At 73.0% G+C, this 24,718-nt stretch carries 22 protein-coding genes and 1 pseudogene; 10 read left to right on the top strand and 13 right to left on the bottom strand.

All coding sequences use genetic code 11. The features are described from left to right. On the bottom strand, nucleotides 1-762 hold a 762-nt coding region (locus tag ABFX54_RS49175), incomplete at its 3' end, for a TetR/AcrR family transcriptional regulator (protein ID WP_346114074.1). A gap of 105 nt (nucleotides 763-867) precedes the next feature. On the opposite strand from ABFX54_RS49175, the gene ABFX54_RS49170 reads away from it, so the two are divergent. Further along, on the top strand, nucleotides 868-2,067 hold the full coding sequence (locus tag ABFX54_RS49170) for a cytochrome P450 family protein (RefSeq protein WP_346114072.1): 1,200 nt from the start codon (nucleotides 868-870) through the stop codon (nucleotides 2,065-2,067). 20 nt (nucleotides 2,068-2,087) lie between these two features. Here the strand turns inward: ABFX54_RS49170 and ABFX54_RS49165 are convergent, their stop codons facing one another. Then, a complete protein-coding gene (locus ABFX54_RS49165) occupies nucleotides 2,088-2,846 on the bottom strand; it encodes an NAD-dependent epimerase/dehydratase family protein (RefSeq protein ID WP_346114071.1) in 759 nt (252 codons plus the stop codon). Nucleotides 2,847-3,129: 283 nt separating this feature from the next. On the opposite strand from ABFX54_RS49165, the gene ABFX54_RS49160 reads away from it, so the two are divergent. From ABFX54_RS49160 to ABFX54_RS49150, 3 genes are all read left to right on the top strand, one after another. Further along, the gene (locus ABFX54_RS49160; protein ID WP_346114070.1) at nucleotides 3,130-3,924 is read left to right on the top strand and encodes a putative protein N(5)-glutamine methyltransferase; all 795 of its coding nucleotides are present in this window, start codon (nucleotides 3,130-3,132) and stop codon (nucleotides 3,922-3,924) included. Between the two features lie 52 nt (nucleotides 3,925-3,976). Further along, nucleotides 3,977-5,947, top strand: a complete 1,971-nt coding sequence (locus tag ABFX54_RS49155) for a DUF6528 family protein (protein WP_346114069.1) — start codon at nucleotides 3,977-3,979, stop codon at nucleotides 5,945-5,947. Between the two features lie 104 nt (nucleotides 5,948-6,051). Further along, nucleotides 6,052-7,194 carry an esterase-like activity of phytase family protein gene (locus ABFX54_RS49150; protein WP_346114068.1) on the top strand — a complete coding sequence of 381 codons (1,143 nt, stop codon included), beginning with the start codon at nucleotides 6,052-6,054 and terminating at the stop codon, nucleotides 7,192-7,194. Between the two features lie 43 nt (nucleotides 7,195-7,237). Here ABFX54_RS49150 and ABFX54_RS49145 read toward each other — a convergent pair whose 3' ends face one another. Continuing rightward, on the bottom strand, nucleotides 7,238-7,894 hold the full coding sequence (locus tag ABFX54_RS49145; RefSeq protein WP_346114067.1) for a helix-turn-helix domain-containing protein: 657 nt from the start codon (nucleotides 7,892-7,894) through the stop codon (nucleotides 7,238-7,240). A gap of 233 nt (nucleotides 7,895-8,127) precedes the next feature. Here ABFX54_RS49145 and ABFX54_RS49140 point away from each other — a divergent pair, with 233 nt between their 5' ends. The 3 genes from ABFX54_RS49140 (at nucleotide 8,128) to ABFX54_RS49130 (ending at nucleotide 10,978) form a co-directional block, all read left to right on the top strand. Further along, nucleotides 8,128-8,964, top strand: coding sequence for a hypothetical protein (locus ABFX54_RS49140; protein ID WP_346114066.1), 837 nt, complete (start codon nucleotides 8,128-8,130; stop codon nucleotides 8,962-8,964). A 55-nt stretch (nucleotides 8,965-9,019) separates the two neighbouring features. Continuing rightward, nucleotides 9,020-9,940 carry a LysR family transcriptional regulator gene (locus ABFX54_RS49135; protein WP_346114065.1) on the top strand — a complete coding sequence of 307 codons (921 nt, stop codon included), beginning with the start codon at nucleotides 9,020-9,022 and terminating at the stop codon, nucleotides 9,938-9,940. Between the two features lie 150 nt (nucleotides 9,941-10,090). Beyond that, nucleotides 10,091-10,978, top strand: coding sequence for an ABC transporter permease (locus ABFX54_RS49130; protein ID WP_346114063.1), 888 nt, complete (start codon nucleotides 10,091-10,093; stop codon nucleotides 10,976-10,978). Nucleotides 10,979-11,004: 26 nt separating this feature from the next. Here ABFX54_RS49130 and ABFX54_RS49125 read toward each other — a convergent pair whose 3' ends face one another. Next, nucleotides 11,005-11,334, bottom strand: coding sequence for a hypothetical protein (locus ABFX54_RS49125; protein ID WP_346114062.1), 330 nt, complete (start codon nucleotides 11,332-11,334; stop codon nucleotides 11,005-11,007). A gap of 377 nt (nucleotides 11,335-11,711) precedes the next feature. Here ABFX54_RS49125 and ABFX54_RS49120 point away from each other — a divergent pair, with 377 nt between their 5' ends. Together ABFX54_RS49120 and ABFX54_RS49115 are read left to right on the top strand one after the other, a co-directional pair. After that, the gene (locus ABFX54_RS49120; RefSeq protein WP_346114061.1) at nucleotides 11,712-12,179 is read left to right on the top strand and encodes a VOC family protein; all 468 of its coding nucleotides are present in this window, start codon (nucleotides 11,712-11,714) and stop codon (nucleotides 12,177-12,179) included. A 298-nt stretch (nucleotides 12,180-12,477) separates the two neighbouring features. Continuing rightward, on the top strand, nucleotides 12,478-12,978 hold the full coding sequence (locus ABFX54_RS49115) for a hypothetical protein (RefSeq protein WP_346114060.1): 501 nt from the start codon (nucleotides 12,478-12,480) through the stop codon (nucleotides 12,976-12,978). Between the two features lie 100 nt (nucleotides 12,979-13,078). Here the strand turns inward: ABFX54_RS49115 and ABFX54_RS49110 are convergent, their stop codons facing one another. Beyond that, entirely contained in the window at nucleotides 13,079-13,723 is a 645-nt protein-coding gene (locus ABFX54_RS49110) for a Dps family protein (protein WP_346114059.1), read from the bottom strand. A 139-nt stretch (nucleotides 13,724-13,862) separates the two neighbouring features. Next, entirely contained in the window at nucleotides 13,863-14,591 is a 729-nt protein-coding gene (locus tag ABFX54_RS49105) for a TetR/AcrR family transcriptional regulator (protein ID WP_346114058.1), read from the bottom strand. Between the two features lie 85 nt (nucleotides 14,592-14,676). On the opposite strand from ABFX54_RS49105, the gene ABFX54_RS49100 reads away from it, so the two are divergent. Then, nucleotides 14,677-15,558, top strand: a complete 882-nt coding sequence (locus tag ABFX54_RS49100; RefSeq protein WP_346114057.1) for an NmrA family NAD(P)-binding protein — start codon at nucleotides 14,677-14,679, stop codon at nucleotides 15,556-15,558. Nucleotides 15,559-15,650: 92 nt separating this feature from the next. Here ABFX54_RS49100 and ABFX54_RS57305 read toward each other — a convergent pair. The 7 genes and pseudogenes from ABFX54_RS57305 to ABFX54_RS49070 all read right to left on the bottom strand — a co-directional run. After that, nucleotides 15,651-15,893 (bottom strand): annotated as a pseudogene (locus tag ABFX54_RS57305) (phosphotransferase); the annotation flags it as partial. Between the two features lie 215 nt (nucleotides 15,894-16,108). Next, nucleotides 16,109-16,966 carry a geranyl diphosphate 2-C-methyltransferase gene (locus tag ABFX54_RS49095; RefSeq protein WP_346114055.1) on the bottom strand — a complete coding sequence of 286 codons (858 nt, stop codon included), beginning with the start codon at nucleotides 16,964-16,966 and terminating at the stop codon, nucleotides 16,109-16,111. 28 nt (nucleotides 16,967-16,994) lie between these two features. Next, entirely contained in the window at nucleotides 16,995-18,194 is a 1,200-nt protein-coding gene (locus ABFX54_RS49090; protein WP_346114054.1) for a family 2 encapsulin nanocompartment cargo protein terpene cyclase, read from the bottom strand. A 26-nt stretch (nucleotides 18,195-18,220) separates the two neighbouring features. After that, complete coding sequence (locus tag ABFX54_RS49085) at nucleotides 18,221-19,615, bottom strand: family 2B encapsulin nanocompartment shell protein (protein ID WP_346114052.1); 1,395 nt, start codon at nucleotides 19,613-19,615, stop codon at nucleotides 18,221-18,223. A 123-nt stretch (nucleotides 19,616-19,738) separates the two neighbouring features. Next, nucleotides 19,739-22,348 carry a hypothetical protein gene (locus ABFX54_RS49080; RefSeq protein ID WP_346114051.1) on the bottom strand — a complete coding sequence of 870 codons (2,610 nt, stop codon included), beginning with the start codon at nucleotides 22,346-22,348 and terminating at the stop codon, nucleotides 19,739-19,741. Between the two features lie 123 nt (nucleotides 22,349-22,471). Beyond that, nucleotides 22,472-23,236, bottom strand: a complete 765-nt coding sequence (locus ABFX54_RS49075) for an alpha/beta hydrolase (RefSeq protein WP_346114050.1) — start codon at nucleotides 23,234-23,236, stop codon at nucleotides 22,472-22,474. Between the two features lie 78 nt (nucleotides 23,237-23,314). Beyond that, on the bottom strand, nucleotides 23,315-24,589 hold the full coding sequence (locus ABFX54_RS49070; RefSeq protein ID WP_346114049.1) for a PP2C family protein-serine/threonine phosphatase: 1,275 nt from the start codon (nucleotides 24,587-24,589) through the stop codon (nucleotides 23,315-23,317). Nucleotides 24,590-24,718 lie beyond the last annotated feature (129 nt).

Below are 24,718 nucleotides of genomic sequence, written 5' to 3'. Positions count from 1 at the left end.
GTCCGCGCGGCCGTCCGCGTCGCCGTCCACCCGGCCGCCCGCCGTCCCGCCCGCGGCCCCGCCCGCAGCCCCATCCATTGGGCCCCGGATGATCGGCGGCGGCGACCAGGGCTCGTCGGTCTCCCGCACGTCCGGGACGACGGGCGCGACCGTCCAGCGGTCGTCCAGGTCGAGCTCGGCCAGCCGCTCGCACACCCGGATCACGTCGAACGAGTCGACGAACCCGGGCGCCGCCGCCGAGAGCTGCCCCGCCCCCTGCAGCACCGTGAGCGCCGCCCCGGCCAGCCGCACCAGCCGCCCGTCCGGCTCCTTCGGCGGCCGCAGCCGCTCCATGGACAGCCCCAGCAGGATCGCGTTGAGCCGCATGAGCTCGGCGAACGGCTTGTGCAGGGTCTCGTCGGCGAGGATCTCGGGCATCAGGTCGGCCCCGAGCCTGCTGGGCGCGTGGCGGTCCTCGGTCATCAGCGGCAGCCGGGTCACCCAGGCCCGCGCCACCTCCCCGAGCGCCTCGCGGACCGTGAGCGCCGGCTCCTCCGCCGGGATCGCCAGGGCGCGCTCGGCCAGGTCGGCGAGGACGGCGAAGTAGAGCGCCCGTTTGCCGGGAAAGTTCGAGTACACCGCCCCGCGCGTCAACTCGGCCCGATCGGCGATCTCGTCGATCTTGGCGTCCCTGAATCCGCGTTCGGCGAACTCCTGCCTCGCCGCTTCCAGCACTCTCGCGCGATTGCGTTCCTGGGCCTCCGCCCTCGTGAGCCGGGCCAACCGTCCTCCGCTCGTTGCCGTCCGCTCTCGAACCAAGATAGCGTGAGCATTCAGATGATGAAATCATTCGAAAACTCAGATCATGTGAAACTGGAGGGCAAGGTCATGACCGAAGTGCCGGAGATCGACCTCACGGACCCGGCGGTGCTGGCGGATCCGTTCGCGGCGTACGCGCCGGTCAGGGAGAAATCACCGGTCGTGCGGCTGGTGGCGCCCGGGCTCGGGCCGTTCTGGGCCGTGACACGGCACGAGGAGGCCCGCGCGATGCTGGCCGACCCGCGCATGGAGATCCGCGGCTCCAGCTTCATGCGCCCCGACGTGCCCGAGCACTGCCTGCGCTACATGCGCACCATGTCCGAGATGAACGGCCCCGAGCACTCCCGCCTGCGCCGGCTGGTCGCGCCCGCGTTCACGCCGCGCCGGGCGGCCGAGTTCGCGCCGCGCATCGAGGAGATCGTCACCCGCCTGCTGGACGAGCTGCCCCAGGACGAGCCGGTGGACCTGCTGGCCCGCTTCGCCAGGCCGCTGCCGATGGAGGTCATCTGCGAGCTGGTCGGCATCCCCGCCGCCGGCCGCCCGGCCTGGCGCGAGTACGGCGCCGCCATCGCCGCGGGCCACGGCGAGAAGTTCGCCCAGGCCATCCCGGCCATCATGGAAGACGCCAAGTCGGCCATCGCGGGGGTGCGGGCCGAACCGCGCGGAGACCTGCTCTCCGACCTGGCCCGCATCAACGAGGAGGACGGCGACCGGCTGTCCGACGACGAGCTCGTCACCATGGTGTGGCTGCTGGTGCTGGCCGGCCAGACGCCGACGAACCTCATCGCCAACGCGGTCGCGGCCCTGCTCGCCCACCCCGCCCAGCTCGCCGCGCTGCGCGCCGACCCCGGGCTCATGCCGCGCGCCGTCGAGGAGCTGGCCCGCTGGTGCACTCCGCAGCCGATGACCGTTCCCCGCTTCCCGTCGGAAGACGTGGAGATCGGCGGCGTACGCATCCCGGAGGGGGAGCGCGTCACCGCCTCGATCCTCTCCGCGAGCCGGGACGAGCGGGTGTTCGGCGACCCTGGCACCCTCGACATCACCAGGGAGCCGGGGCCGCATCTCGCCTTCGGGCACGGGCCGCACTTCTGCGTCGGGGCGTCGCTGGCCCGCGTGCAGACCGGCATCGCGCTCGGGGCCCTGCTGCGCCGCTTCCCCCGTCTGGAGCTCGCCGGCGAGGCCGCGTACCTGCCTGACCCGGGCACCCTGCGCCTGGCCTCCCTGCCCGTCACCCTGCACCCGGCCGAGCCGGCTGAAAGGGCCGGCTGAAGGGCCGGTCTAAGGGGGGTTCAAGGGGCGTCCTCGCCGACGAACATGCGGCAGATCGGCACTGTCGGAGGCCCGGCCGCGGCCGCGTACGGCTCGCTGTCGTCACGCGGCTCGTAGCCGAGCTTCATGGCCGAGGTGATGTCCCAATGCCGCCGCGTGTTGGCCGACATGCCGAAGTGCGCGCTCCACCCGGGACCGGCCCTCAACGCGGCCAGCATCAGCGCGCCCACGTCACGATCCGACAGCCACACGCCGAGATAGCGCCGCTCGGACAGCGGGTAGCCGGTCGCGCCGAGACGCAGGCAGACCACGGAGGCGCCGGTCTGATCCGCGTGCAGCCGGCCGAGCGACTCGACGACGAGCTTGCTCAGCCCGTAGGAGCAGCAGGGACGCGGCTCCCACCCGGGGTCCACCGGGCGGTGCTCGGGCCGGTTGTACTCGCCCATCACGTGCACCGTACTGGCCAGGACCACGCGCGGGACGGCATGCGTCGCGGCGGCGTCGAGGACACGCCTGGTGAGGGCCACGTTGGCGTGGTAGACCTCCTCCCAGCGGGCATCCGTCCTGGGATCGGCCGCCAGGTGCACCACCGCCGACGCCCCGGCCAGCGCCTCCTCGGCCAGCCCCGGCTCGGCCAGGTCGCCGGCCACGACCTCCTCACCCGGAGACACCGCACCGGTCACCCGGTCGACGATCCGCAGCGGATGCTCCTTCAGCAGCGCCGGCCGCACCAGTCTGCCCACCCGGCCGAACCCGCCCGTCACCACAACCGGCCCCATGCCACGCCTTCCTCTCCTCTCCCCGACCGTACGTCGCCCTCTGCCCCCTGACCACTTCCTCCCCGCCCGGAGGGTGCTCTCCACGCGCTGTGAACGCCGGGCCGTGGCCAGGGCCAGGACGTGAGAACGGTTCTGATACTGTGACGGTCGTTCGACGAGATCGGCCCTTGGAGGTGAGCCCCATCAACGCTGTGTCAGGCTGGGTGCTCCCTTCCATCAGCCAGCCGGCCCACCGGGACTGAGGTGGCCGCGGGAGCGCCCATCGGCGTTCCGAAAGGCATCCATGTCGGTTTTTTCGTCATCCACCACTACCGCTGAGGTCGTCCTGCGGCTCCGGGCCGCCGGATGCGTGTTCGCCGAGGACGAGGCCGCGCTGCTCGTCTCCGCCGCCCCCACCCCCGCCGCCCTGGCCGCCATGGTCGCGCGCCGCGCCGGCGGTGAGCCGCTCGAACACGTCCTCGGCTGGGCGGAGTTCTGCGGCCTGCGGGTGGCCGTGGCACCCGGGGTGTTCGTGCCCCGGCCTCGCACCGCGTTCCTCATCGAGCAGGCGGTCGCGCTGGGGCGCGAGGTCGCGGGGGCGGCGGTGGTCCTGGACATGTGCTGCGGGACCGGCGCGATGGGCGCCGCGGTGAAGGCCCGCCTCGACCGGGCCGAGGTGCACGCCGCCGACCTCGACCCCGCCGCGGTGGGCTGCGCCCGCCGCAACCTGCCCGGCGCGTACGTCTACCAGGGCGACCTGTACGACCCCCTGCCCGTCACCCTGCGCGGCCGGGTGCACGTCCTCATCGCCAGCCCTCCCTACGTGCCGACGGAGTCGGTCGGCCTGCTGCCACCCGAGGCCCGGCTGCACGAGCCGCTGATGGCGCTCGACGGCGGCCCCGACGGGCTCGACGTGGTGCGCCGGGTGATCGCCGGAGCCCCCGGCTGGCTGGCCCCGGGCGGCCACCTGCTGGTGGAGACGAGCGAACGCCAGGCGGAGGCCACGGCGGGCGTGGTGGCGGCGACCGGGCTGGACGCCCGCGTGACGACCTCGGACGAACTGGACGCCACCGCGATCATCGGCACACGCCCTTCCTGATCTCCGGCTGATCGGCGATCATCGTCTCGGAGCCGGACGAAGGAGACATCCCTTGCGGACCTCAGCGATGGCCGTCGCCGTGCTCGCCGGCCTGCTCGCCGGATCGGGGGCCTCCCCGGCGGAGGCGACCACGACCCCGGCGGGGGCGGTCGCCATCCGGGCCACGGTCGCGGCCCCGGTCCGGGCAGCCGCCACGGCGGGAGCGGGCGCGGCGGCGGACGACTACTGGGTGGTCGGAGGGGATCAGACCGGCAGACGGCTGACGGCCTACGATCCCGCCGTCGCCGACTGGAACACCGCCCAGGCCGTGAAATGGACCTGGCAGCCCAGCGTCACCCCCGCCGGCTTCAGCGCCGACGAGGTCTCGGCGTTCGGGCTGATCGCCGACTTCAAGCTGCGCCGCCGCCCGTCCGGCGCGCGGAGCTTCGTGGTGGCGGCCGGCGGCAGCAGGGGCGTGGCCGCCGTCGTCTCCTACCCGGGCGGCACCCGGCAGTGGGCGCGCGTCCTGCCCGGCAACCTGCACGCCGCCGAGCTGCTCCCCGACGGCAACGTCGCGGTGGCCGCCTCCACCGGGGGCTGGGTCAGGGTGTACGCCTCCTCGCAGGGCCCGAGCGCGGCCGCGTACGCGGAGTTCCGGCTGCCCGACGCCCACGCCGCGCTCTGGGACCCGCTCATCAGGCGGCTGTGGGTCATCGGCCGTGACCCCGACTCCGACGACCGGCACATCCTCACCGCGCTCGCGGTCGAGGGCACCCCGGGAGCCCCGGCGCTGCGCGAGGACACCGGCCGCCGGGCCGAGCTGCCCACGGGCGGCGGCCACGACGTGTACGCCCACCCGCTCGACCCGGGCAAGCTCTGGCTCACCACCGGCTCGGCCGCCTACGTGTACGACAAGACCGCGCAGACCTTCACCCCCGCCCCCGCAGGGGCGAGCAGGAACGCCGTCAAGTCCATCGGCAGCCAGCCGTCCGGCCAGATCGTCCAGACGCGGGCCGACTTCGCCAAGTCGCCGCCGGGAGCGTGCACCGCCAGCACTTGGTGCACCGACACCGTGGACTTCTTCGCGCCCGCCATGACCCGCAAGCGCACCGGCGCTGCCTTCTACAAGGCGCGGGTGTGGAGCCCGTACTACGGCGTCGTGGATCAGAGCGTGCGCGGCACCGTCTGGGGCCGTGGCCGGGCGGCGTCGGGAGCGTGGGACGCCGGCGCGGCCCGGATCGACGGCAACGGCGGCATCGCGGCGGTGGCGCTGGCGGCGCTGCCGGACGGCGGGCTGCGCCTGCTAACCGTCGTCCCGGGCAGCGGCGTCTGGGACCGGGGCCGCAGCCCGGCCGGGGTCTGGGACGACCACGCCACGAAGATCGACGGAAACGGCGACATCACCGACATCTCCGCCGCCGCCCTGCCCGACGGCACCCTGCACGTGCAGACCGTCGTACCGGGATCGGGCGTGTGGAACCGCGCCCGCTCCGCCGCCGGTTCCTGGGACGCGAGCGCCGTGAAGATCGACGACAACGGCTCCGTCGCCAGGGTCTCGGCCGCCGCCCTGCCCGGGGGCGCCCTGCACGTGCAGACCGTCGTGCCGGGGGCGGGTGTGTGGAACCGGACGCGCTCCGCCTCGGGGACCTGGGCCGCCGGCTCGGTGAAGATCGACCCGAGCCCGGCGGTGACGGCCGTCTCGGCCGCCGGCCTGCCCGACGGCACCCTGCACGTGCAGCTCGCCGTGCCGGGATCGGGCGTGTGGGACCTGGCCAGGAGTACGGCGGGGGCCTGGGGCGACCGTTCCAGGATCGACGCCAACGGGTCGGTGAGCGCCCTGGCGGCGGCCGGCCGGGCGGACGGCGGCCTGCACGTCCAGACCGTGGTGCCCGGCTCCGGTGTCTGGGACCGCACGCGCGCGCCGGCGGGGACGTGGGACCCGTCCGCGACGAAGATCGACGCCAACGGCAGTGTCCTCGACGTCTCCGCGGCCGGGCTGAGCGACGGCGGCGTGCACCTCGTCACGCTGCCCGACATCGCTTAACGGATTCGCCCCTTTTACAGCGGGGCATGCGGATGTCCGTTCGTGGACTTCGCCGCCGAACCGCGCTTTCATGTGCTCCGTCGATTTTCATGACGGAGGATCAAATGGCTCGTTCACGGAAAATTCTACACCTCGCCCTCGTATTCACGGCGGTGATGGCCGCCGCCCCGCCGGCGGCGGCGGAGCGGCGCGAGCCGGTACGGATCACCCGTTTCCTCGGGGAGCAGCGGATCCCGTACATGGAGCGCTTCGAGGACACCGTCGTGGGCGGCCTGTCCGGCATCGACCGCGACCCGCGCACCGGGACGTGGTACTTCGTCTCCGACGACCGCCGGCGCTACAACCCCGCCCGCTTCTACACCGGAGAGCTGGACATCGACCGGGTGACCGGCGCGTTCACCGGCGTGCGGGTGACCGGGGTGGCCACGCTGACCCGGCGCGACGGCACACCTTACCCGGGCTACGGCAACCCGGAGGCGGCCGACCCCGAGTCGATCAGGTTCGACCGGTGGAGCGGGCGGCTGCTCTGGGGCGACGAGGGCGACCGGCCCGACACGGCGAATCCCGATATTCCTATCTCGCGCGCCGCGGTACGCGGAATGGACCTGAACGGGCGGCACAAGGGAGAAATGCGGACGCCGCCGAATTTGCGCCTGACGGCCACGGAAAACGGGCCGCGGCGCAATTTCGGTTTCGAAGGACTGGCCGTCACGGCACGTTCCGTCACCGCCGTGACGGAAGGCCCGCGCTACGAGGACGGCCCCGTCCCGACCGCGGAGCGCGGCGCGGTGACGCGGCTGACGGTGTGGAACCGCGGCGGCGAGGTACGCGGCCAGTACGCCTACCCGCTCGATCGCCTGCCCGCCGCCCCCAACCCGCCCTCCGGGCACACCGACAGCGGCGTCTCGGAGATCCTGGCCATCGACGAGTTCCGCTACCTCGCCCTCGAACGCGCCTGGATCCAGGGCGTCGGTTACCGGGTCAGGCTGTACGAGATCGACCTGCGCGGCGCCACGAACGTCCTCGACCGCGACTCCCTGCCCCGGAGCGGCTCCTACCGGCCGGTGACCAAGCGCCTGGTCCAGGACCTGGGCGAGTTCCGTCCCCCCGTGCAGAACCTGGAGAGCCTGGCCTGGGGGCCGCGGCTGCGCGGCGGCGAGTGCACGCTGGTGATCGGCTCGGACGACAACTTCGACCAGCGGGAGATGACGCTCATGATGGCGTTCGCCGTCACGGGTTGCCGCTGACCGCGGCGATCACCACGAACTGGGAGTGAGCGCCGGCGGGCGCTCACATGGCGTGGATGCGGCGGCCGGTGACGCGCTGCGGGACGATCCGGATGAAGAGCTTGCGGTCGCCGCCCGCCCACGGGGTCACGTCCGCCCCGGCCACGCTGGCCGCCTCCTCCTCCGGCACGTGGTGCGCCGGCCCCTGCACCAGCACGCTCCACCCCTCCCGGTTGGCCTCGTCGATGTTGTCGATCTGGAAGGCGATGACCAGTTCGACGCCTTCCATCCCGGTACGCAGGTCCTGGTCCATGGCCCCGCCGACGGCCGTGACGAAGACGATCGCCCCTTCGTGCATCGTGTAGTTGACCGGCAGCACCGTCGGCCCGTACGAGCCGTTGAACGCCACCCGCCCGATGCCGCCCGGCGCGATCAGGCGCAGGCACTCGGCCTTGTCCATGGCTTCCAACCTCGGGTGGGCCGTGGCCGGGCCGTACCCGGGCGGGCGGTCCTGGCCGCCGCCCAGCAGGTCCTCGGTGGTCGTGCCCAGGGCGTCGGCGAGCCGGAAGAGGGCTCCGTGGTCGGGATTGTCGGCGTTCTCCTCCAGATATTTCAGGTAACCGGGTGACATGTCCGCGCGCTCGGCGACCTGCTCCTGGGTCAGGCCGAGCCGCTCGCGGTGATGGATGATGCGACGGCCGAGATCGCCGGTGCCTGTCATGATCGGTTCTCCTCGCGTTATGGATGCGGGCGCGCTCGCCCGGTGAGGATCTGCCCCCGACTGTGGACACCGTGACCGGTATGCCCCGGCTCGACGGGCAATGCCCCCATGGGTGGACGGTACCCGCGCAGAAGCACCTCAGCCATGGCCGTACGACTCCGTGACAAGGGACCTTCGTCCCCCCGCTGGGTACGTCATCCTCGTACCGTCGGCACGTCACTGGAGGTATCCGCATGAGAGTGCTCGCCGTACGAGCCCTGCCGCTGCTGATCGTGCTGGGAATGGGTGCGGCGGGTTGCGCGGACCCCGGGCCGGCGGACCCTGGGCAGGCCGAGCCGCCCGCCACCGCCACCCTCCCGGACCCGTCCTCCACCGCCACTGCCTCGGATCCGGCCACCGGCACCCCGGGCCCGGCCGAGACCCAGGCGGCGTCCCCCGGCCCGGGGGAGAGCCTGATCGCGGGTCGCTACCACCCCCTGTGGCCGTTCGCCGGCCCGGCGGAGGCCGCCGCGTGGCAGCGCGCCCACCAGGCCGGCGGGGCCGAGGACTGGCACCTCGACGCCGCCCGCACCGCCGTCGCCTTCACCCGCGACTACCTCGGCTTCACCGAGATCGACCAGGCCGTCAAGGTCGTCCAGGACGGCGCGCACGCCCGGGTACACGTCGGCTACCGCGCAGAGGAGGGGCCGAAGCCGCTGGTGGCGGCCGTGGTCCACCTCATGCGCTACGGCCAGGGCAAGGACGCCCCCTGGGAGGTGGTCGGCACCGACGACACCTCGCTCACCCTCACCAGGCCCGCGTACGGCGCCTCCGCCTCTCCTCCGCTGACGGTCGGCGGGCGCATCACCGGCGTGGACGAGAGCATCAGGGTCCAGGTGCTCCACCCCGGCGCGGACGGCCCGCTGGGCGAGATGTGCTGCCTGAGCGCCGGCGGGGAGAAGGCGGCCTGGTCGGCGAAGGTGGACTTCGCCGCCCGGCCGGGCGGGACGCTGACCGTCGTGGCCTCCACCGGCGGCCACGTCGCGACCGTCGAACGCTTCGCCGTCACGGGCGTGACCGTGCCACGCTGAGCACCCTGCGGCCGCGGGTGAGCCCGGCTCCGGGGCGGCCGTTAGCATCTCGGCCATGGAACTGCGGCAGCTCGAATACTTCGTGGCCGTCGCCGAGGAGGCGGGCTTCACCAAGGCCGCCGCCCGGCTGCACGTCGCCCAGCCGGGCGTCAGCGCGCAGATCCGCCAGCTCGAACGGGAGCTGGGCGAGCCGCTGTTCGACCGGTCGGGGCGCGCCGTGCGGCTGACGGCGGTCGGCGAGGCCGTGCTCCCGTACGCGCGGGCCGCGCTGGCGGCGGTCTCCGGGATCCGGCTGGTCACCGACGAGCTCACCGGGCTGCTGCGAGGCCGGGTCGTGATGGGCGGTGTCTCCACGCCCTCGGTGCTCGACCTGCCCGGCATGCTCGCCTCCTTCCATGACCGCTTCCCCGCCGTGGAGATCGCGCTGGTGGAGAACGACCCGGAGTCGCTGCTCGACGGCGTCACCGGCGGGCGGCTCGACCTCGGCCTGCTCGGGCTCGGCGCCCCGCTGCCGCCTGGGGTGGCGGTGCAGGTCGTCGTGGACCAGAGGCTGGTGGCGGTCGTGCATCCGGACCACGAGCTGGCCGGTGCCCGCTCGGTCACGGTGGCCGAGCTGGAGGGCCGGCGGCTGGTCAGCCTGCCCGCCGGCACCGGGCTGCGGGCGGCGCTGGAGGAGTCGTGCGCGCGGGCGGGGTTCGCGCCGCAGGTGGCGTACGAGGCCAGCGAGCCGTACGTGCTGGGGCAGCTGGCCGCGCGCGGGCTGGGCCTGGCCGTGCTGCCCGAGTCGGCGGTCGCCGCCGCCGCGTCCGAGCTGCGCGTCCTGGAGCTCACCGAGCCGGCCATGCGCGGGCAAATGGGCGTCGTGTGGCGCGCGGAAGGCCCCAGGAGCCCCGCGGCCAGGGCGTTCGTCGAGCACGCCCGCCGCCACCTGCCCGACCTCGGGACGCCCGCCGGCGCCGCCGCTCCCGCCGGCTGACGAAGGCGCCTCCGGCGAGCCGCCCTGAGCCGGGAGGCGGGCGGGCATCGTACGTTCGATGCCCGACTCCGCGACGCTCCGGTCCAAGACAGGGTCGAAACCCCCTCTGACAGGGGATGATCGTCGAAAGGACGACCCTGCGAGGTGCGCATGAGCCACGTGGAAGACCCGGAGCGCGAGTCGCTGGCGGAGCTGGCCCGCAGACACGGGCTGCGGCCCGCCATCGCGCGGCCCGGATTCACCGCCTACCTCCGTCAGCTCTGGGAGCGGCGGCACTTCGTGCTGACGTACGCGACCTCGCGCAACGTCTCCAAATACTCCGGCTCGGCGCTCGGGCAGCTGTGGCAGGTGATCACGCCGCTGCTGAACGCCGCCATCTACTACGTGATGTTCGGTCTCATCCTGGGCGGCAGCCGGGGCATCGAGAACTACACCGCGTTCCTGCTGACCGGCATGTTCGTCTTCACCTACACCCAGCGCACGGTCTCCGCCGGCGCCAAGTCGATCTCCGGCAACCTGTCGCTGATCCGCGCCCTGCACTTTCCGCGAGCCTCGCTGCCGCTGGCGTACACGATCCAGGAACTGCAGCAGCTCGCCATCTCGATGGGCGTGCTGCTGCTCATCGTGGTCATCACCGGGGAGCTGCCGAGCTGGTTCTGGCTGATGATCCCGCTCGTGCTGCTGCTGCAGACGATGTTCAACGTCGGGGCGGGGCTGATCCTGGCCAGGGTCGGCGCGTCGATGCGCGACCTCAACCAGTTGCTGCCGTTCATCATGCGGACATGGCTGTACGCCTCGGGCGTGTTCTTCGCCATCCACGACAAGGTGGTCGGCAGCGCGGGGCTGCCGGAGTGGGTGGCCGCGGTGATGTACCTGAACCCGGCGGCCTCCTACATCGAGTGGATGCGCGACATCCTCATCCCCGGCCACGCGCCGCCGCCGCTGGTGTGGCTGTCGTGCCTGGTGTGGGCGTTCGTCGCGCTCGTGGCCGGGTTCTGGTACTTCTGGCGGGCCGAGGACCGCTACGGCCGGGGCTGAGCCGACTGATGAGGGCGGCTCAGCCCTTACGGCGGGCGTCGAAGAAGGGCCTGATCCGCTCCTTCTTGCCGGCCTTGATCAGGGTTTCGACTGCCTTTGAGGTCGACGACGCCGAAGCGGCGGCCCGACGGGGAGAACGTGCCCAGGCCGTGGCCGACAGGACGGCCGCGTACGTGCCAGGTGCGCTCGACGGCGCCCTTGAGGTCGTACCGGCGCACGGAGGTCCTGCCGTTCTTGCCCCACCGCACCACCAGGCCCTTGCCGTCGCGCGTCCGCAGGAAGCCGCCCACCGTGATGAGCGCCTTCTCGATGCGGACGAAACGCGGGCGCGGCGAGGGGACGTCGATGGGCGCCACGCCCGCCGAGCGCGGCTCGAAGGCGCCGGGCCGGGCTCCAGCTCCACGCCGTCGGGCCGCTGCCCGGGGGAGGAGCTGGAGCAGACGGTGAGCTGGACGGGCCGGCCGGACATCTTCGCCGCGATCTCCGCCTGGGTGCCCGGCAGGCGCAGGCCGGGGGCGGGCTGGGCCGGCGGGGCGCTGAGCGTGGCGGCCAGGGTCAGGGCGGCGGCCAAGCTCATGATCATGTTGACTCCCGGGGCGGATTCGCCCCCGGGGATACTACAAGATCGTCCCCGCGGTCGATCTCGGTCAGGGGATGAAAGGGGGGAGGCGGGCGGGTTGGATGGTGCGACGCCTCGGAACCGCCGGGGCCCCGTCACGAGGAGAGCCGTCCCATGAGCACGAACGCAGACCACAAGGGCCGGCCCGCCGTCCGGCAGCTCAGGCTGGTGGTCGAGGCCGAGGACTACGAGGCCGCGCTGGCCTTCTACCGCGACGTCCTGGGCCTGCCCGAGGAAGCCGCCTTCACCGCGGACGGCGGCGCGCGGGTGGCCATCCTGGACGCCGGCCGGGCCACGCTGGAGATCGCCAACCCGGCGCAGAAGCGGATGATCGACGAGGTCGAGGTGGGCCGGCAGGTCGCGCCGAAGCTGCGGGTCGCGTTCGAGGTGGACGACGCGGAGGAGGCGACCGGCCGGCTCGTGTCGGCGGGTGCCACCGAGGTCGCGCCGCCCACGCTCACCCCCTGGCAGTCGCTCAACTCCCGCCTCGACGCGCCCGCCGGCCTGCACATCACGCTGTTCCAGGAGCTGACCACCCAGGAGGAACGGGAGCGCATGGACGGTTTCGGCAAGGAGTCGTGACGCCGCGGGTGGGCCGGCGGATGCGAGAGGCACGGCACCTCGCGACGGCGCCGCCGATGACGTGCGGTGTACTCGCGACGGTGGTGTGACGGTGTTGTGACGGCGGAAGCCGGTCGGTGCGTGCGATGACGCGGGGCACACCTGGGGCGGGTATTTGTGCGCGGTTCACCGGTGTGGCGGGACGTTACCTTCCCTGGGAGCACGTGAGCCGGTGGGCGCCGCCTCGGCCAGCGACGGGCGTGCCGCGCCTCCCGCGATCCCGCGAGGGGCATCGCATCCAACACCTTGGAGAATCGCAATGACCATGCCGTCAACCGTCCCGGCCCGCAGTGCCGGGCGCCGGCGTCGCATCGTGCAGGCCGCCGCGGCGACCGCGGTGGCCGCGGGCGCGCTGCTGGCGGGCAACGCCACGTCGGCCGAGGCGGTGCCGCCGGAGGTGATCAGCCGCTGGAACAACGAGCTGATCCACTCCAACAGCCTCAGCCCCGGGTTCAACCAGTTCCTGGCGACCGGGCCGTACACGATCACCGCCAAGCTCACGGCCGTCAACACCGGCTCGGCGGCGATCGACTACACGTGCCTGATCAGCGCCGCCGGCGGCGCCGACACCGACAGGACGGAGGTCACCCTGCCCGCCAACGGCAAGGTGAGCATCTTCCTGAACGTCGTGCACAACTACACCAGCGCCGGCCAGCTCAGCTTCGGCTGCACCAAGCCGGGAGGCACGGCGCAGGTCCGGATGCGGCAGGTGAAGATCACCGCGGTCAAGGTCAACTCGCTGGACAACCAGCCGTTCTGACCCTGATCCACCCCGGAGGCGCCGCACCGTGGCGCCTCCGGGTTTCCCGGCCGTAGGGGAGGCGTCCCGCCGGCGCGGTGGGACGCCTCCCGCCCCCGCGCTACTTCATGGCCCGGCGCGACCGGTCGGAGTGGCCGTTGTGCGGCGTCTCGACGAGCGGCGTGTCCACGAGGTGCTCGACCAGGAACCAGGTCTGCAGCTCGCCCGTGCGGATGACCCCGGAGACCAGCAGGTCGTTGGTGCCGTCGTCGCCCATCTCCTCGGCGCGCGCGGCGGCGTCGTGGCAGGCCACGAGGATGGTCTCGTGGGCCTCGATCAGCCGCGAGAGCATCGCCGGTACCTCCTCGGCGCCGTTCGGCGGGCGCGGGATGACCGTGATCTCCGCGACGTGCCGCGGGTCGCCGACCGCGATGCCGCCCAGGGTCTGGACGCGCTCCGCGAGCTGGTCCACGAGTTCGAGCTGTTCGCCGGCGTGCTTGTCCAGGAGCAGGTGCAGCTGGTAGAAGGTCGGGCCGCGCATCAGCCAGTGGTGCTTCTTGTACAGGGCGTACAGGATCTGGGTGTCGGCCAGGATCTGGTTGAGCCGTCCGCACGAGTAGCTGCGGGCCTCGTCCGACAGGCCCAGCGGCCACGACCGGACCGTGCCGAACTCCTGGATCTGGGTGCCGTCCACGTGCAGCCAGGGCTGGCTGCTCGTCGTCTTCCTCGACGCTTTGCTGGTGGTGCTGCTGCCTTTGGCGGGCACGATCATCTCCCGGTGCGGTGGTTTTGAGCCGATCTGCCGACGAACCTTCCCGTATGTCCGCCCATCGGAGCCCAGCTCAGGTCCAACGCCTGGCAAAACTTGTTCCACCCCGGCGCTCCCGACGGCCGGTCCCGGGTGGTCAGCCGCCTGCGGCGAGCCGGTCGAGCCACTCCTTCAGCAGCTCCCGTTCGGGTCCGCTGAGCGTGGTCTGCTCGGGCAGGGTCGCGCGCAGGGCGCGGGCGGCGCCGGCCGGGCCGGCGTCGCGTACGGCGGGCTCCAGGACGGTCACCGCCGTGACCATCGACTCCCTGAGCGTGCTCAGCAGCGCCGGATCGCGCTGCTCCTCGGGCAGGGAGAGCCAGGTGAGCACCGCGCCGCGCGCCGTGGCGTGGATGATCGCGACCGCGAGCTCCTCGCCGACGCGCAGCCAGCCGCCGGCGGCCAGGCGGCGGATGCGGCCCTTGAGGATCTCCATGCCGGCCTGGAAGGCGGGGGAGGCGGAGCTGGTCGGCTCGCCGTACATGAGCGTGTAGAGGGCGGGGTTGGACAGGCCGAACTCGACCGCCAGGTCCCAGCCCGCCCGCAGGTCCTCGATGGGGTCCGGCGGGTCGGGATCGACCCGCTTGGAGGCGAGGAACATGGCGAAGCCGTGTTCGGCGACCGCTTCGAGCAATCCCTCCTTGTCGCCGAACAGCCGGTAGATGGCCGGTGCCTGCACTCCCGCCGCGACCGCGACGGCGCGGGTGGTGACGGCGTCGCGGCCCTCGCGCGCCAGCAGGCCGGCGGCGGCCTCGACGACCCGCTGCCGGGTCTGCTCGCGGCCGGCGAGCGCGGCGTCGGAGTCGTCGGCGGGTGGAGGCGATGGCATGGATCAACGATATCGCACTCTTGATTCCGCCGTTAATATCAGTGATACGGTAAAAGTGTTTCCACCGGAATCATTGGAGTGCATCATGATCATCGTGACCGGAGCCACGGGGCTGCTCGGACGGCAGATCGTCGGGCGGCTGCTGACCCGCGTACCGGCCGGCCGGATCGGCGTCAGCGTCCGCGACCCGCAGAAGGCGGGGACGCTCGCCGCCCAGGGCGTACGGGTGCGGCAGGGCAGCTTCGCCGACGCCGGCAGCCTGGCCCACGCCTTCGAAGGCGCCACCCAGGTGCTGATCGTCTCCGTCGACCTGATGGGGGAGGAGGCCGTGCGCCTGCACCGTACGGCGATCGAGGCCGCCGTCGCGGCCGGGGCTCGCCGCGTCCTCTACACCAGCCACATGGGCGCCGCCGCCGCGTCGCGGTTCCAGCCGTGCCGCGACCACGCCGCCACCGAGGACGCGCTGCGGGCCTGCGGCGTGCCGTTCACGTCCCTGCGCAACGGCTTCTACACCAGCAGCGCGCTGCGCTTCTTCGGGGACGCGGCCCAGACGGGGCGGGTCGACCTCCCGGCGGACGGGCCGGTCAGCTGGACCGCCCACGAGGACCTGGCCGAGGCCGCCGCCGTCATCCTGGCCGACGAGGATCGCTTCGACGGCCCCACACCCCCGCTGACGGCGGCCCAGGCACTGACGTACGCCGACATCGCCGGCCTCGCCGCCGAGCTCACCGGCCGCCCGATCACCAGGAACACGGTGCCCGACGAGCGGTTCCTGCACGGGATGACCGGCCACGGCGTCCCGGCCGAGCTGGCGGAGCAGCTGCTCGGCGCCTTCACCGCCGCCCGCGCCGGCGAGTTCGCCGCCACGGACCCGACCCTGGCCACCCTGCTCGGCCACGCTCCCACCGACCTGGCCACCCTCCTGCGCCGCCACCTGTCCACCCCCGCCCCGAGCGCCGCCCGGTAGCCGAAGTCGACGTCGGCGGTCTCGAACCGGCCGTCGAGGCCGTCCAGGTAGTGGGGGAGATGCCGCCCGAGGGTGGTGAGCGCCGGCGAGGCCAGGTCGGCACCGACCGGGCCGATCCCCAGGGTGGCCCAGTCCAGCACGACCGTGGTGCGGCCCTCCTTCGTGGCTCTGAGGTTACCGAGGGAGAGTTCGCCGTGCACGAGGACCTGCGGCAACCGGGACAGCCGCCGCACCAGGTCACCGCGCCGGTCCCAGAGCGCCGCAATCCTCGGGTGTACGTCCAGTCCGGTCCAGTCCAGGTCGCTGACCGCGATGCGCTGGGCTCGCGCCGCCAGCAGGCCCAGTGACGCGGATCGGCAGCGCCGGCCGCGAACCGCCCGGACGGCCCGGCAACGCGTCCAGCACCGTGGAAGGGAGGCGACTCGTCATCCACGGCACGGTAGGCGATCACGCCACCGTCGCACCTTCCCTTTCCCGGCCCTTCTCCGGCCCTTCTCCGGCAAGGGGCGGGCAGGGCGGCGGGTGCGGCCGCGGCCCTGCCCGGAAGGTGTCAGACGCGGTCGGCGGCGATCAGCAGGTACTGGAAGCTGCCCCCCTTGTACGCCTCCAGGAACGCCTCCTCGATCCCCGTCGCCAGATGCGTCCTGGCCCGCAGCTCCCAGTACGGGATGGTGGCGGGCGTGAGGTCCACCACGCTGACCGGGACGAGGCGGTTGGCCGCCAGCTCCTTGAAGTACGTGCTGCGCGAGTGGATGTCGCAGATGTAGTGGGCGTTGATCTGGCTGATCGCCCTGGACGGCAGGCCGTAGGCGTCGTTGTAGCAGCCGGTGATGCACACGTAGCGCCCGCCCCGCCGCAGCAGACGGGCGTGCTCGGCGAACAGCAGCGACAGCTCCACGTACATGGTGCTCTCGTTGTTCCAGCTCGCCTGGAAGGCGCCGGTCTCGAAGCCGGTGTCGAGCATGTTGCGGAAGTGGAAGCGCACCCGGTCGTCCACGCCGCGCTCCTTGGCCTGCTGGTTGGCGAAGGCGACCTGGGACTCGGAGATGGACACGCCGTCGACCTGGCAGCCGAAGCGCAGGTTGGCCAGGATGCTGGAGCCGCCCCGGCCCGAGCCGGCGTCGAGGACGCGGTGCTCGGGGCGCAGCGGCCCGAGGTGGGCCATCAGCGTGTGCGCCTGCGCGCTCTCCAGCCGGTGCAGCTCCTGGACGACGCGTTCCTCCTTCGACTCGGCGGGGGCGTCCAGGACGGACCAGTCCACGTCGCCGATGCCGTAGTGGTGGTGGTAGAGGCCGTCCACCTCCCCCAGCCGCAGGTTGACGGGGTTTTCCTCGGTGTTCCAGTAGTCGGCGACGGACTGCTGGTAGAGGCTGCTCAGGACAGGCGAGGCGTTGGACGTGACGGTCACAGCGGGCTCCTTGGCATCAGGTGGGTCGTCAGGACTGGTAGCGGCTGGTGCTCTGGTGCCACTCGAGGCCCCCGGCCATCCACGCCTGCGCGCCGCGCAGGAAACGCTTGAGCTCGGGGGAGGGGAGGGCGGCCAGCGAGCGCTGGCTCTGCTCGAACCCGCGCACGAAATGGTTGTGCAGGTGGACGGTGCGTTCGGTGGCCTCGCGGATCGAGCAGCCCTCCTCGGCGGCCGTCAGCAGGATCACGTTGGAGTCGGGCAGCTCGTCCGCGGCCTCCCGCTCCACCGAGTGCAGGTCGTTGACCAGCACGCTCGCGGTGCCGGCCTGCATCAGCGCGGTGTGGAAGCGCGGCTCGCCGAACAGGTTCGCGGGCAGCTCGTAGCCGCCGACGACGTCGATGAGGACCATGGAGGTGTAGAAGCTGTCGTGCTGGCGGGCCGCGAGGTAGCGCCACACGGGCGGCGGCGTCTCCAGGTAGCGCCAGGCGGCGTAGGCGGCCCAGCTCACGTACATCTGACTCGTGATGCCGCGGATCCGCATCACCTGCGCGGGGGTGGAGTGGCGGGCGGCGTGGCTGGTGGCCGAGCGCAGCGCGACCAGGACGGGATCGCTCCTGATGTGCTCCTCCAGCTGCTCGGTGTAGCGGCCGGCGTCGGGCGGCGGGTCCATGGCCGAGGTGACCAGCGCCAGCCGGGGCGGCAGCTCGGTGGGGGTCGCGCCGAGGTCGCTCTCGTCGGCGTAGTAGTCGTCGGCCGCCCACCACGCCGCGTTCATCTGGGCGGCGATCAGCAGGTGGTCGGGGTCGTCGCTGTCGGCGTGGGTGAGCATGGCCAGCCGCCCGTAGCCGGTGGCGGCGAACTGCTCCATCCGCCCCTCGTGGACGCCGGTCCGCTCCGCCCACGCCACCAGGCGCCGGTCGACCTCCGCGCCGAGGTCGTCGTCGACGCGGACGGTCTCGGGCACGTAAAGAGGCGGGTAGGTGCCGTCGCCCCACTCCCGCTCGCGGCAGGCCAGCGGGGCCAGGCTGAGGCCGCGGTCGCCGCCGGTCGCGCGCGGCCCGCCGGGGACGCCGTCCTCGTGCCCGTCGCCCTCCTCGAACCCCGGCCGGTACGGGCGCAGCGCCGAGCGCAGGCTCAGCGTGTACGCGCCCAGCCCCGTGGGCCCGGCGGGCACCGGCGTAGCGGAGGGGTCGAATGTGGAGGGATTGAATGCGGAGAAGTCGAACATGTCGCGTCTCTCCCTAGGCTCGGCGGTCAGGAACGCGGGGCCGCGATGTCGACGTCCTCCAGGATCCCGATCGCGTCGGGCACCAGCACCGCCACCGAGTAGTAGGCGCTGACCAGGTAGGACATGACGGCCTGTTCGTTGATGTCCATGAAGCGCACGTTGAGGCCGGGCTCGTACTCCTCGGGGATGCCGGTCTGGTGCAGGCCGACGACCCCCTGATCGTCCTCGCCCGTACGCAGCGCCAGGATCGAGGTGGTGCGCCCGTCCGAGACCGGGATCTTGCCGCAGGGGAAGATCGGGATGCCGCGCCAGGCGGGCACCTCGTGGCCGTTGACCTCGGTGCTGCCCACGACCAGCCCGCGCTTGTTGCACTCGCGGAAGAACGCGGCGATGGCCTTGGGATGGGCCAGCAGCAGGCGGGTCTTGCGGCGCATCGCGATCAGCTCGTCGAGGTCGTCCGGCGTCGGCGGCCCCGACCAGGGGTAGATCCGCTGGTCGTAGTCGGTGTTGTGGAGCAGCCCGAACTCGCGGTTGTTGAGCAGCTCCCACTCCTGGCGCTCGCGCAGCTCGTGGATCGTCAGGCGGAGCTGCTGCTCGATCTGGTTCATCGGGTCGTTGTAGAGGTCGGCCACCCGGGTGTGCACGCGCAGGATGGTCTGCGCGACGCTGAGCTCGTATTCGCGCGGGTGCAGCTCGTAGTCGACGAACGTGCCGTCGATGACGGGCTCGCCGGTGTGGCCGGCTGACACGGCCACCGCCGCCTCGCCGCGCCGGTTGACCGGCCGCCGCAGGCTCTCGCGGTAGCGGGCGACGTGCTCGCGCAGCGCCGGGGAGCGCTCGGCCAGCCGGCGCAGCTCGTCGCGCGGCGCGAACAGGATCGTGCAGGCCGTCGCCGTCCGGTACGTGCACGGCCAGCGCGGGTCGTCCTGGGTGAGCGCCTCGGTGCCGAACTGGTCGCCGCCGGCGATGACGCCGAGGAACTGGGCGTTGCCGTAGCTGCCGGTGGCCAGCCGCTCGACCCGGCCGTGGGCGATCACGCCCGCCTCGTTGACCGGATCGCCCGCCCTGACCACGACCTCGCCGGCCCGGTATTCGCGCGCCGCGAACGACTCCGCCAAGGACGCCAGCACGCCCGCGTCGCCGAAGCCGCGCAGCGCGGGGATCTCCGTCAGCGTCTCCGGCACGATCCGCACGTCGTCGGCCCCGCCCAGCGTCACGGCCACGCGCCCGCGCCCGACCCGGTGCGTCAGCCGGCGGTTCACGCGGTAGGTCCCGCCCCGCACGTCCACCCAGGGCAGCATGCGCAGCAGCCAGCGGGAGCTGATGGCCTGCATCTGCGGGCGGGTCTTGGTGGTGGTGGCCAGGTTGCGCGCGGCCCGCGTGTCCAAACTCAGCCGAGTGTCCGTGGGCTCGGTGGGCATTGCTCCTCCGGGGGGTCGGGCAAGCGGTCGCTACTTAACGTAGTTATACGGACACTAAGCGTAGAGTATCTCGGCAGTGAGGAATGCTGTCCCGGCGTAAGGGCGATGTGACCGTACGGCCACTTACGGGCCAGGCGGCGGACCGGCCAGTTTCGCGGCCAGGGCGGACACCTGCCGGCGCAGCTCCTCGTCGGCCCAGAAACCGGTGTGGGCGCCGATGCGCGGCAGCGGCTGCCCGTACAGGGAACGGCTGGTCGGCGGGTCGGGCAACTGCTCGTCCACCGTCCCGCTCACCTTCACGGGGCCGCCGATGTAGTCCGTGTCGCACCAGAAGTTCCGCCAGTACGCCACCTTGATCCCCGGCCCGTACGCCAGCCGCCGGAACAACGCCTCGCCGAAGTACGCGGGAAAGCCCCAGGCGTACAGCGTGCGCAGCGGCGAGCCGAAGGTGACCAGGGCCACCCGGTCGCCGACAGGACGGGCCTCCGCCTGCGCCAGCGCCGCGACGGCGATGATCGAGCCCTGGCTGTGCGCGGCCAGCAGCGGGGTCCCGCCGTTGTCGTGCAGCCACCACAGCCGCCGCTGCAGCTCGGGCACCGCCCGCTCGGCGTACGACGGCGGCGCGAGCGGATGGGAGTGACGCGGCCAGAACGTGGCCACGTCCCACAGCACTCCGATGGAACGGCGGTGACGCTCGTCCTTCCAGCCCAGCCGCAGCAGCGCGAGCAGCAGGGCCGGCAGCAGCATCGCGGCCCCTGAACAGGCGGTGATCAGCCAGTTGGGGTTCGTCGGCGGGCCGCCGGACGTGCGCAGCCGCCACTGGATCCACACGAACAGCACGCCCCCGACCACCGCCACCGCCGTGAGCAGCAGATCGAGGTCGCGCGGCGCCTTGGCCAGCGTCCGCGCCCTGGCCACCCGGCCGGGCCACCCGCGCACCAGCCGCCGCTGCCACTCGGGCACGGGGCCGCGCTCGACCGTGGAGACCCACCACTCGGCGTGCGCCTCGCCGGCGACGTCACGCGGGCAGAAGTAGTCGAACACCGCCTGCCTGCCCGTCCATCCGCTGATCAGCCAGCGGGCCAGCTGGTAGAGCGCGAAGCAGGCCACCAGCAGCAGAGGGACGGCGACGAGGTACGGGGTGACGTTCCTGATCAGCGGGAACACGGCGATCGGCGTTTCGTTCCCCGGCGGCGTGGCGACGTCCAGGCAGCCGCCGAGCCGCGGGTCGTGGCAGGGCCGCAACGTGCCCAGCCCCTCGGCCACGATCAGCAGCATGGCCAGCATGAACGTGTTGAGCATCGCCATGGCCACCCCGAGCACCACGAACGGCGCCGCCCACCGGAACCTCCCGCCGCCTTCTTCAGCCTCGGCATCGGAGCCGCTGTCGGACACGCCATCAGAGTCGGCCCCGGACCCATCCCCGGACCCATCCCCGGACCCATCCCCGGGCCCATCCCCGGGCCCGTCGTCGGTGCCGCCTTCGGACCTGCCCCTGGACCGGCTCTCGGAGAGGGCGCCGGCCACGCCGACCGCGATCCCGAGCCCCGTGCCGATCCAGATCCACAGCGAATCCGTGCCCCAGATCGCCAGCACGGCCACCCCGGCGGCGAAGGCCGCGCCCACCAGGACGGTACGCCGGGCGGCCCCCGCCCAGTTCTCCCGGGTCCACGCGCCCGCGACCAGCGTGACGGGGACGAGGAAGAGCATGAGGAAGACGACCCCGTACACCGCGTCCATGAAGACCTGCAAGCCGGGCAGCTCGTGCGGGCCCGCCCCCAGCGGATCCCCCGCCGGCCGGCTCACGGCCAGCACCGCCGCGCCCGCCATGGCCGCGCCCGCCACGCCCAGCAGCGCCCACGACCGCCACAGGTCACGTTCCGCCACGGTGTCGGCGCGCAGCTCGATCGCGCACAGGGCGACGACCGCCGCCGGCACCGCCAGGAGCGGCCAGAGCCAGGCGGCCTCCACCGGCCTGACGCCGTGCGCCGTCCACGCGACCAGCGCCGCGACGAGGGCGAGCGAGCCGGCGACGTGCAGGCGGGTGAGGGCGCGGGTGTGCTGGACGCCGTTCCAGAACGCCGGGTCGCGCAGGCCGGGGAAACCGTTCGCCTGCTCGGGGTGCTCCTTGCCCGGGCCGGGAGCGGCCGGTTTGATCTGGTCGTAGCGGTTCTGGGTGGTGTGGGCGAGCAGATACAGCACGCCGATCAGCAGCAGCGGCGCCAGCGCCCCCACCAGGATCCGCACCGCCGGCAGGTCCGGCGGCAGCACCCAGGCGGGCCAGCGCGCGCACGAGGGCACGCCGCCGCACTGGTAGGCCACGTAGTCGATCGGTACGGCGGCGGCCAGCAGCACCAGGTTGAGCGTCAGGCCGAACGAGGCCAGCCGGGCCGCCCACCGGAACAGCCGGAACCGCACCGGACGGTCGGCCAGCCACGGCGGGAACATGTGGGCCGCCATGTTGGCCAGCGCGAACGGCAGCAGCACCAGCCACAGCACCCGCCACGAGCTGCCCGAGGTCAGGCCGCCCCACGAGTACGCCTCGACGTGCCGCCCGTCGCGGTCGGCCGTGCGGTAGAAGCCGGCGATGCGGTCGCCCGCGACCTGCGTGGGGGCGAGGTCGCCGAGCAGCGACGCGGGCGAGGTCCCGCCCACGCCGTGCAGGCGCAGCTCGGTCACCCCCGACAGGTCGTCCGGGTGGTGACCGGTGACGTGGGACGTGTGCTGCGGCATGGCGCGCCACCTCTCCCTCGGCGGGGCCTCCATGATGAGCCCGCCGGGCGCGCGCCGCATGAGTAATGTTCGCCGAGCGTTTCTGAGTACGGTCGGCAAGGTATGGCCGCCAGCTCGCGCGGCTTACCAGCCCTGGCCGCGCAGGAAGACGGCGCAGCGGCGGGTCCAGTCGGCGGCGGGCTCCTCGTCGGCCAGCCCGAGCCCGTGCCGGCCGCTGGGATAGACGTGCACCTCCTGCCGGACCCCGTGCCGGGCCAGCGCCCGCGACAGCAGCAGGGTGTTGTCGAGCGGAACCCCGTCGTCGTCGGCCGTGTGCCACAGGAACGTCGGCGGCGTGTCAGGCCCGACCCGGCCGGGCAGCGACAACCGGGCCCGCAGCGACTCGGGCGCGTCCGCCCCGAGCAGGTTGGCCGCCGAGCCCTGGTGCGCGGCCGGGCCGGTCAGCGTCGTGACGGGGTAGCAGAGCACCGCCAGGCCGGGACGGGGATCGGCCGCGTCGATCGCGTCGTGCGGACCCTCCGCGAGCGCCGGACCCGTCTCGGTGGCCAGCAACCCGGCCAGGTGGCCGCCCGCCGAGAAGCCGAGCACCCCGACGCGGGCCGGGTCGACGCCGTTGGCGGCGGCGTGGTGCCGGACCCAGCGCACGGCCCTGGCGGCGTCGAGGAGGGGGAGCGGGTGCCGGTGCGGCGCGACCCGGTAGCGCAGGACGAACGCGGCGATGCCCAGCGAGTTCAGCCACCGGGCCACCGGGGCGCCCTCGTGGTCGGCCAGGTGGTGGTACGCGCCGCCGGGGCACACGACGACGGCCGGGGCCGGCGCGCCCGCGCGTACGGGGAAGGCGGTGATGGCGGCCGCGCCGGTCGCCGGCCACAGGGGGTGCTCGCTCATGATCGGCCTCTCGTCTCGCTCGACGACGGATCGTAGCGAGCGAGGAGGCCGCGCCCGGACGCCGGGTCTGCGGACGGCCTACGGAAGATCGTCCTCCGGCGGGACGCCGCTGATGGCCTCGGCCTCGCGCTTGGAGTAGGGGGAGCCGGGCCATTCGACCAGCAGGACGGTGGCGTCGTCGCGCAGCCGGTGCTCGTGGTAGTCGAGATGGTGGCGGATGAGCCGGCGCAGCGTCTCGGGCACGGGCAGCTCGTCGGCCTGGTGCCGGATGAGGAAGTCGGTGAAGCGTTCCATGCCGAACTCCTCGCCGTGGTGGTTGCGCGCCTCGGTGATGCCGTCGGTGTAGAGCAGCAGCCGGTCCCCGCGCTGGAGCTGGGTGTGGCACACCGTCACCGGCAGGCCCAGGCCGGTGCCGGCCGGCGGCGCGGGGGAGCAGTCGAGCTCGACGGTGGCGCGCCTGCGTACGATGACCGGCGGGTAATGGCCGCAGCACACCCATTCGAGATGGCCGCTCACGATGTCGAGCGTGGCCACCACGCAGGTGGCGAACCGGTCGCCGCCGAACTGTTCGGTCAGCGCCCGGTCGATCTTGGCCGCGGACACGGCGAGCCCGTCGCCCTCGTGGCGGCTGTTGCGCAGGGTCGTCAGCGCGAGGTTCGCGGTCAGCCCGGCGCCGGTGTCGTGGCCCATCGCATCGAAGATCGCCAGGTGCGCCTTCGTGCCGCCGAAGGAGTAGTCGTACACGTCGCCGCTGATCTCGTAGGCGGGCTCCATCACCGCGCTGATCACCAGGCGGTCCGTGGCGAACGTGCGCTGCGGCATGAGCCGCCACTCCATCTCGGCCGAGACGCTCATCCGCCTGCGGCGCACGAGCCTGGCGTAGGCGTCGCTCAGGGGGCGCTTGGACACCACCAGCAGGGCCACCAGCCCGGCCAGCCGTTCCATGTCCAGCAGCGCGTCATGGTCGACGGCCGGCAGGGTGACGCTCACCACGCCCAGCCGGTCGGTGCCGTCCACCAGCGGCACCCACCACTGCAGCGGGTCGCGTACCGTCGCCGGCATGATCTTCCCGTGCTGGAAGGCCCGCCCCGCCACCGTGCCCTCGACGGCGATCTCCTCGCTCTCGCGCTCGCCGGCCGGGGCCGGCTCGGCGACCAGCGGGGAGAGCACCTCCTGCTGCAGGTCCGCGAGATAGATCAGCACGTCGCAGAGCCCGACCCGGGCCGCGTGCTCGGAGACCAGGCCGGGGATCTGCTCCAGCGTCGAGGTGTGGCTGGCGGAGATCAGTTCACCGAACATCGCCGCCCGCGCCGCCGCCGACCCTGTCGCCGGCCGGGAATCGTGAGAGGACATGTACTCACCGTAACCACCGGCCGCGGCGACGACGGCGTCCGGGGCGCGCGAACCGCCGGTCCGGGCCCGGCGGCGAGGCCGGGCCCGCGTCGGCCACGCGGTCGCGTCAGCGGCCGTGGCGGCGCCCCA

The organism is Nonomuraea maheshkhaliensis (assembly GCF_039529435.1).
GTDB lineage: Bacteria > Actinomycetota > Actinomycetes > Streptosporangiales > Streptosporangiaceae > Nonomuraea > Nonomuraea maheshkhaliensis.
Note: the sequence above shows the minus strand (reverse complement) of the source record. Positions and strands in the feature narration are given on the sequence as shown.

Bases quoted from the DNA above. Each gene is read 5' to 3' on its own strand.
- ABFX54_RS49170 (WP_346114072.1), top strand. From the start codon at position 868: ATGACCGAAGTGCCGGAGATCGACCTCACGGACCCGGCGGTGCTGGCG.
- ABFX54_RS49165 (WP_346114071.1), bottom strand. From the start codon at position 2,846: ATGGGGCCGGTTGTGGTGACGGGCGGGTTCGGCCGGGTGGGCAGACTG.
- ABFX54_RS49160 (WP_346114070.1), top strand. From the start codon at position 3,130: ATGTCGGTTTTTTCGTCATCCACCACTACCGCTGAGGTCGTCCTGCGG.
- ABFX54_RS49150 (WP_346114068.1), top strand. From the start codon at position 6,052: ATGGCTCGTTCACGGAAAATTCTACACCTCGCCCTCGTATTCACGGCG.
- ABFX54_RS49145 (WP_346114067.1), bottom strand. From the start codon at position 7,894: ATGACAGGCACCGGCGATCTCGGCCGTCGCATCATCCATCACCGCGAG.
- ABFX54_RS49140 (WP_346114066.1), top strand. From the start codon at position 8,128: ATGAGAGTGCTCGCCGTACGAGCCCTGCCGCTGCTGATCGTGCTGGGA.
- ABFX54_RS49135 (WP_346114065.1), top strand. From the start codon at position 9,020: ATGGAACTGCGGCAGCTCGAATACTTCGTGGCCGTCGCCGAGGAGGCG.
- ABFX54_RS49130 (WP_346114063.1), top strand. From the start codon at position 10,091: ATGAGCCACGTGGAAGACCCGGAGCGCGAGTCGCTGGCGGAGCTGGCC.
- ABFX54_RS49120 (WP_346114061.1), top strand. From the start codon at position 11,712: ATGAGCACGAACGCAGACCACAAGGGCCGGCCCGCCGTCCGGCAGCTC.
- ABFX54_RS49115 (WP_346114060.1), top strand. From the start codon at position 12,478: ATGACCATGCCGTCAACCGTCCCGGCCCGCAGTGCCGGGCGCCGGCGT.
- ABFX54_RS49105 (WP_346114058.1), bottom strand. From the start codon at position 14,591: ATGCCATCGCCTCCACCCGCCGACGACTCCGACGCCGCGCTCGCCGGC.
- ABFX54_RS49100 (WP_346114057.1), top strand. From the start codon at position 14,677: ATGATCATCGTGACCGGAGCCACGGGGCTGCTCGGACGGCAGATCGTC.
- ABFX54_RS49090 (WP_346114054.1), bottom strand. From the start codon at position 18,194: ATGTTCGACTTCTCCGCATTCAATCCCTCCACATTCGACCCCTCCGCT.
- ABFX54_RS49085 (WP_346114052.1), bottom strand. From the start codon at position 19,615: ATGCCCACCGAGCCCACGGACACTCGGCTGAGTTTGGACACGCGGGCC.
- ABFX54_RS49080 (WP_346114051.1), bottom strand. From the start codon at position 22,348: ATGCCGCAGCACACGTCCCACGTCACCGGTCACCACCCGGACGACCTG.
- ABFX54_RS49075 (WP_346114050.1), bottom strand. From the start codon at position 23,236: ATGAGCGAGCACCCCCTGTGGCCGGCGACCGGCGCGGCCGCCATCACC.
- ABFX54_RS49070 (WP_346114049.1), bottom strand. From the start codon at position 24,589: ATGTCCTCTCACGATTCCCGGCCGGCGACAGGGTCGGCGGCGGCGCGG.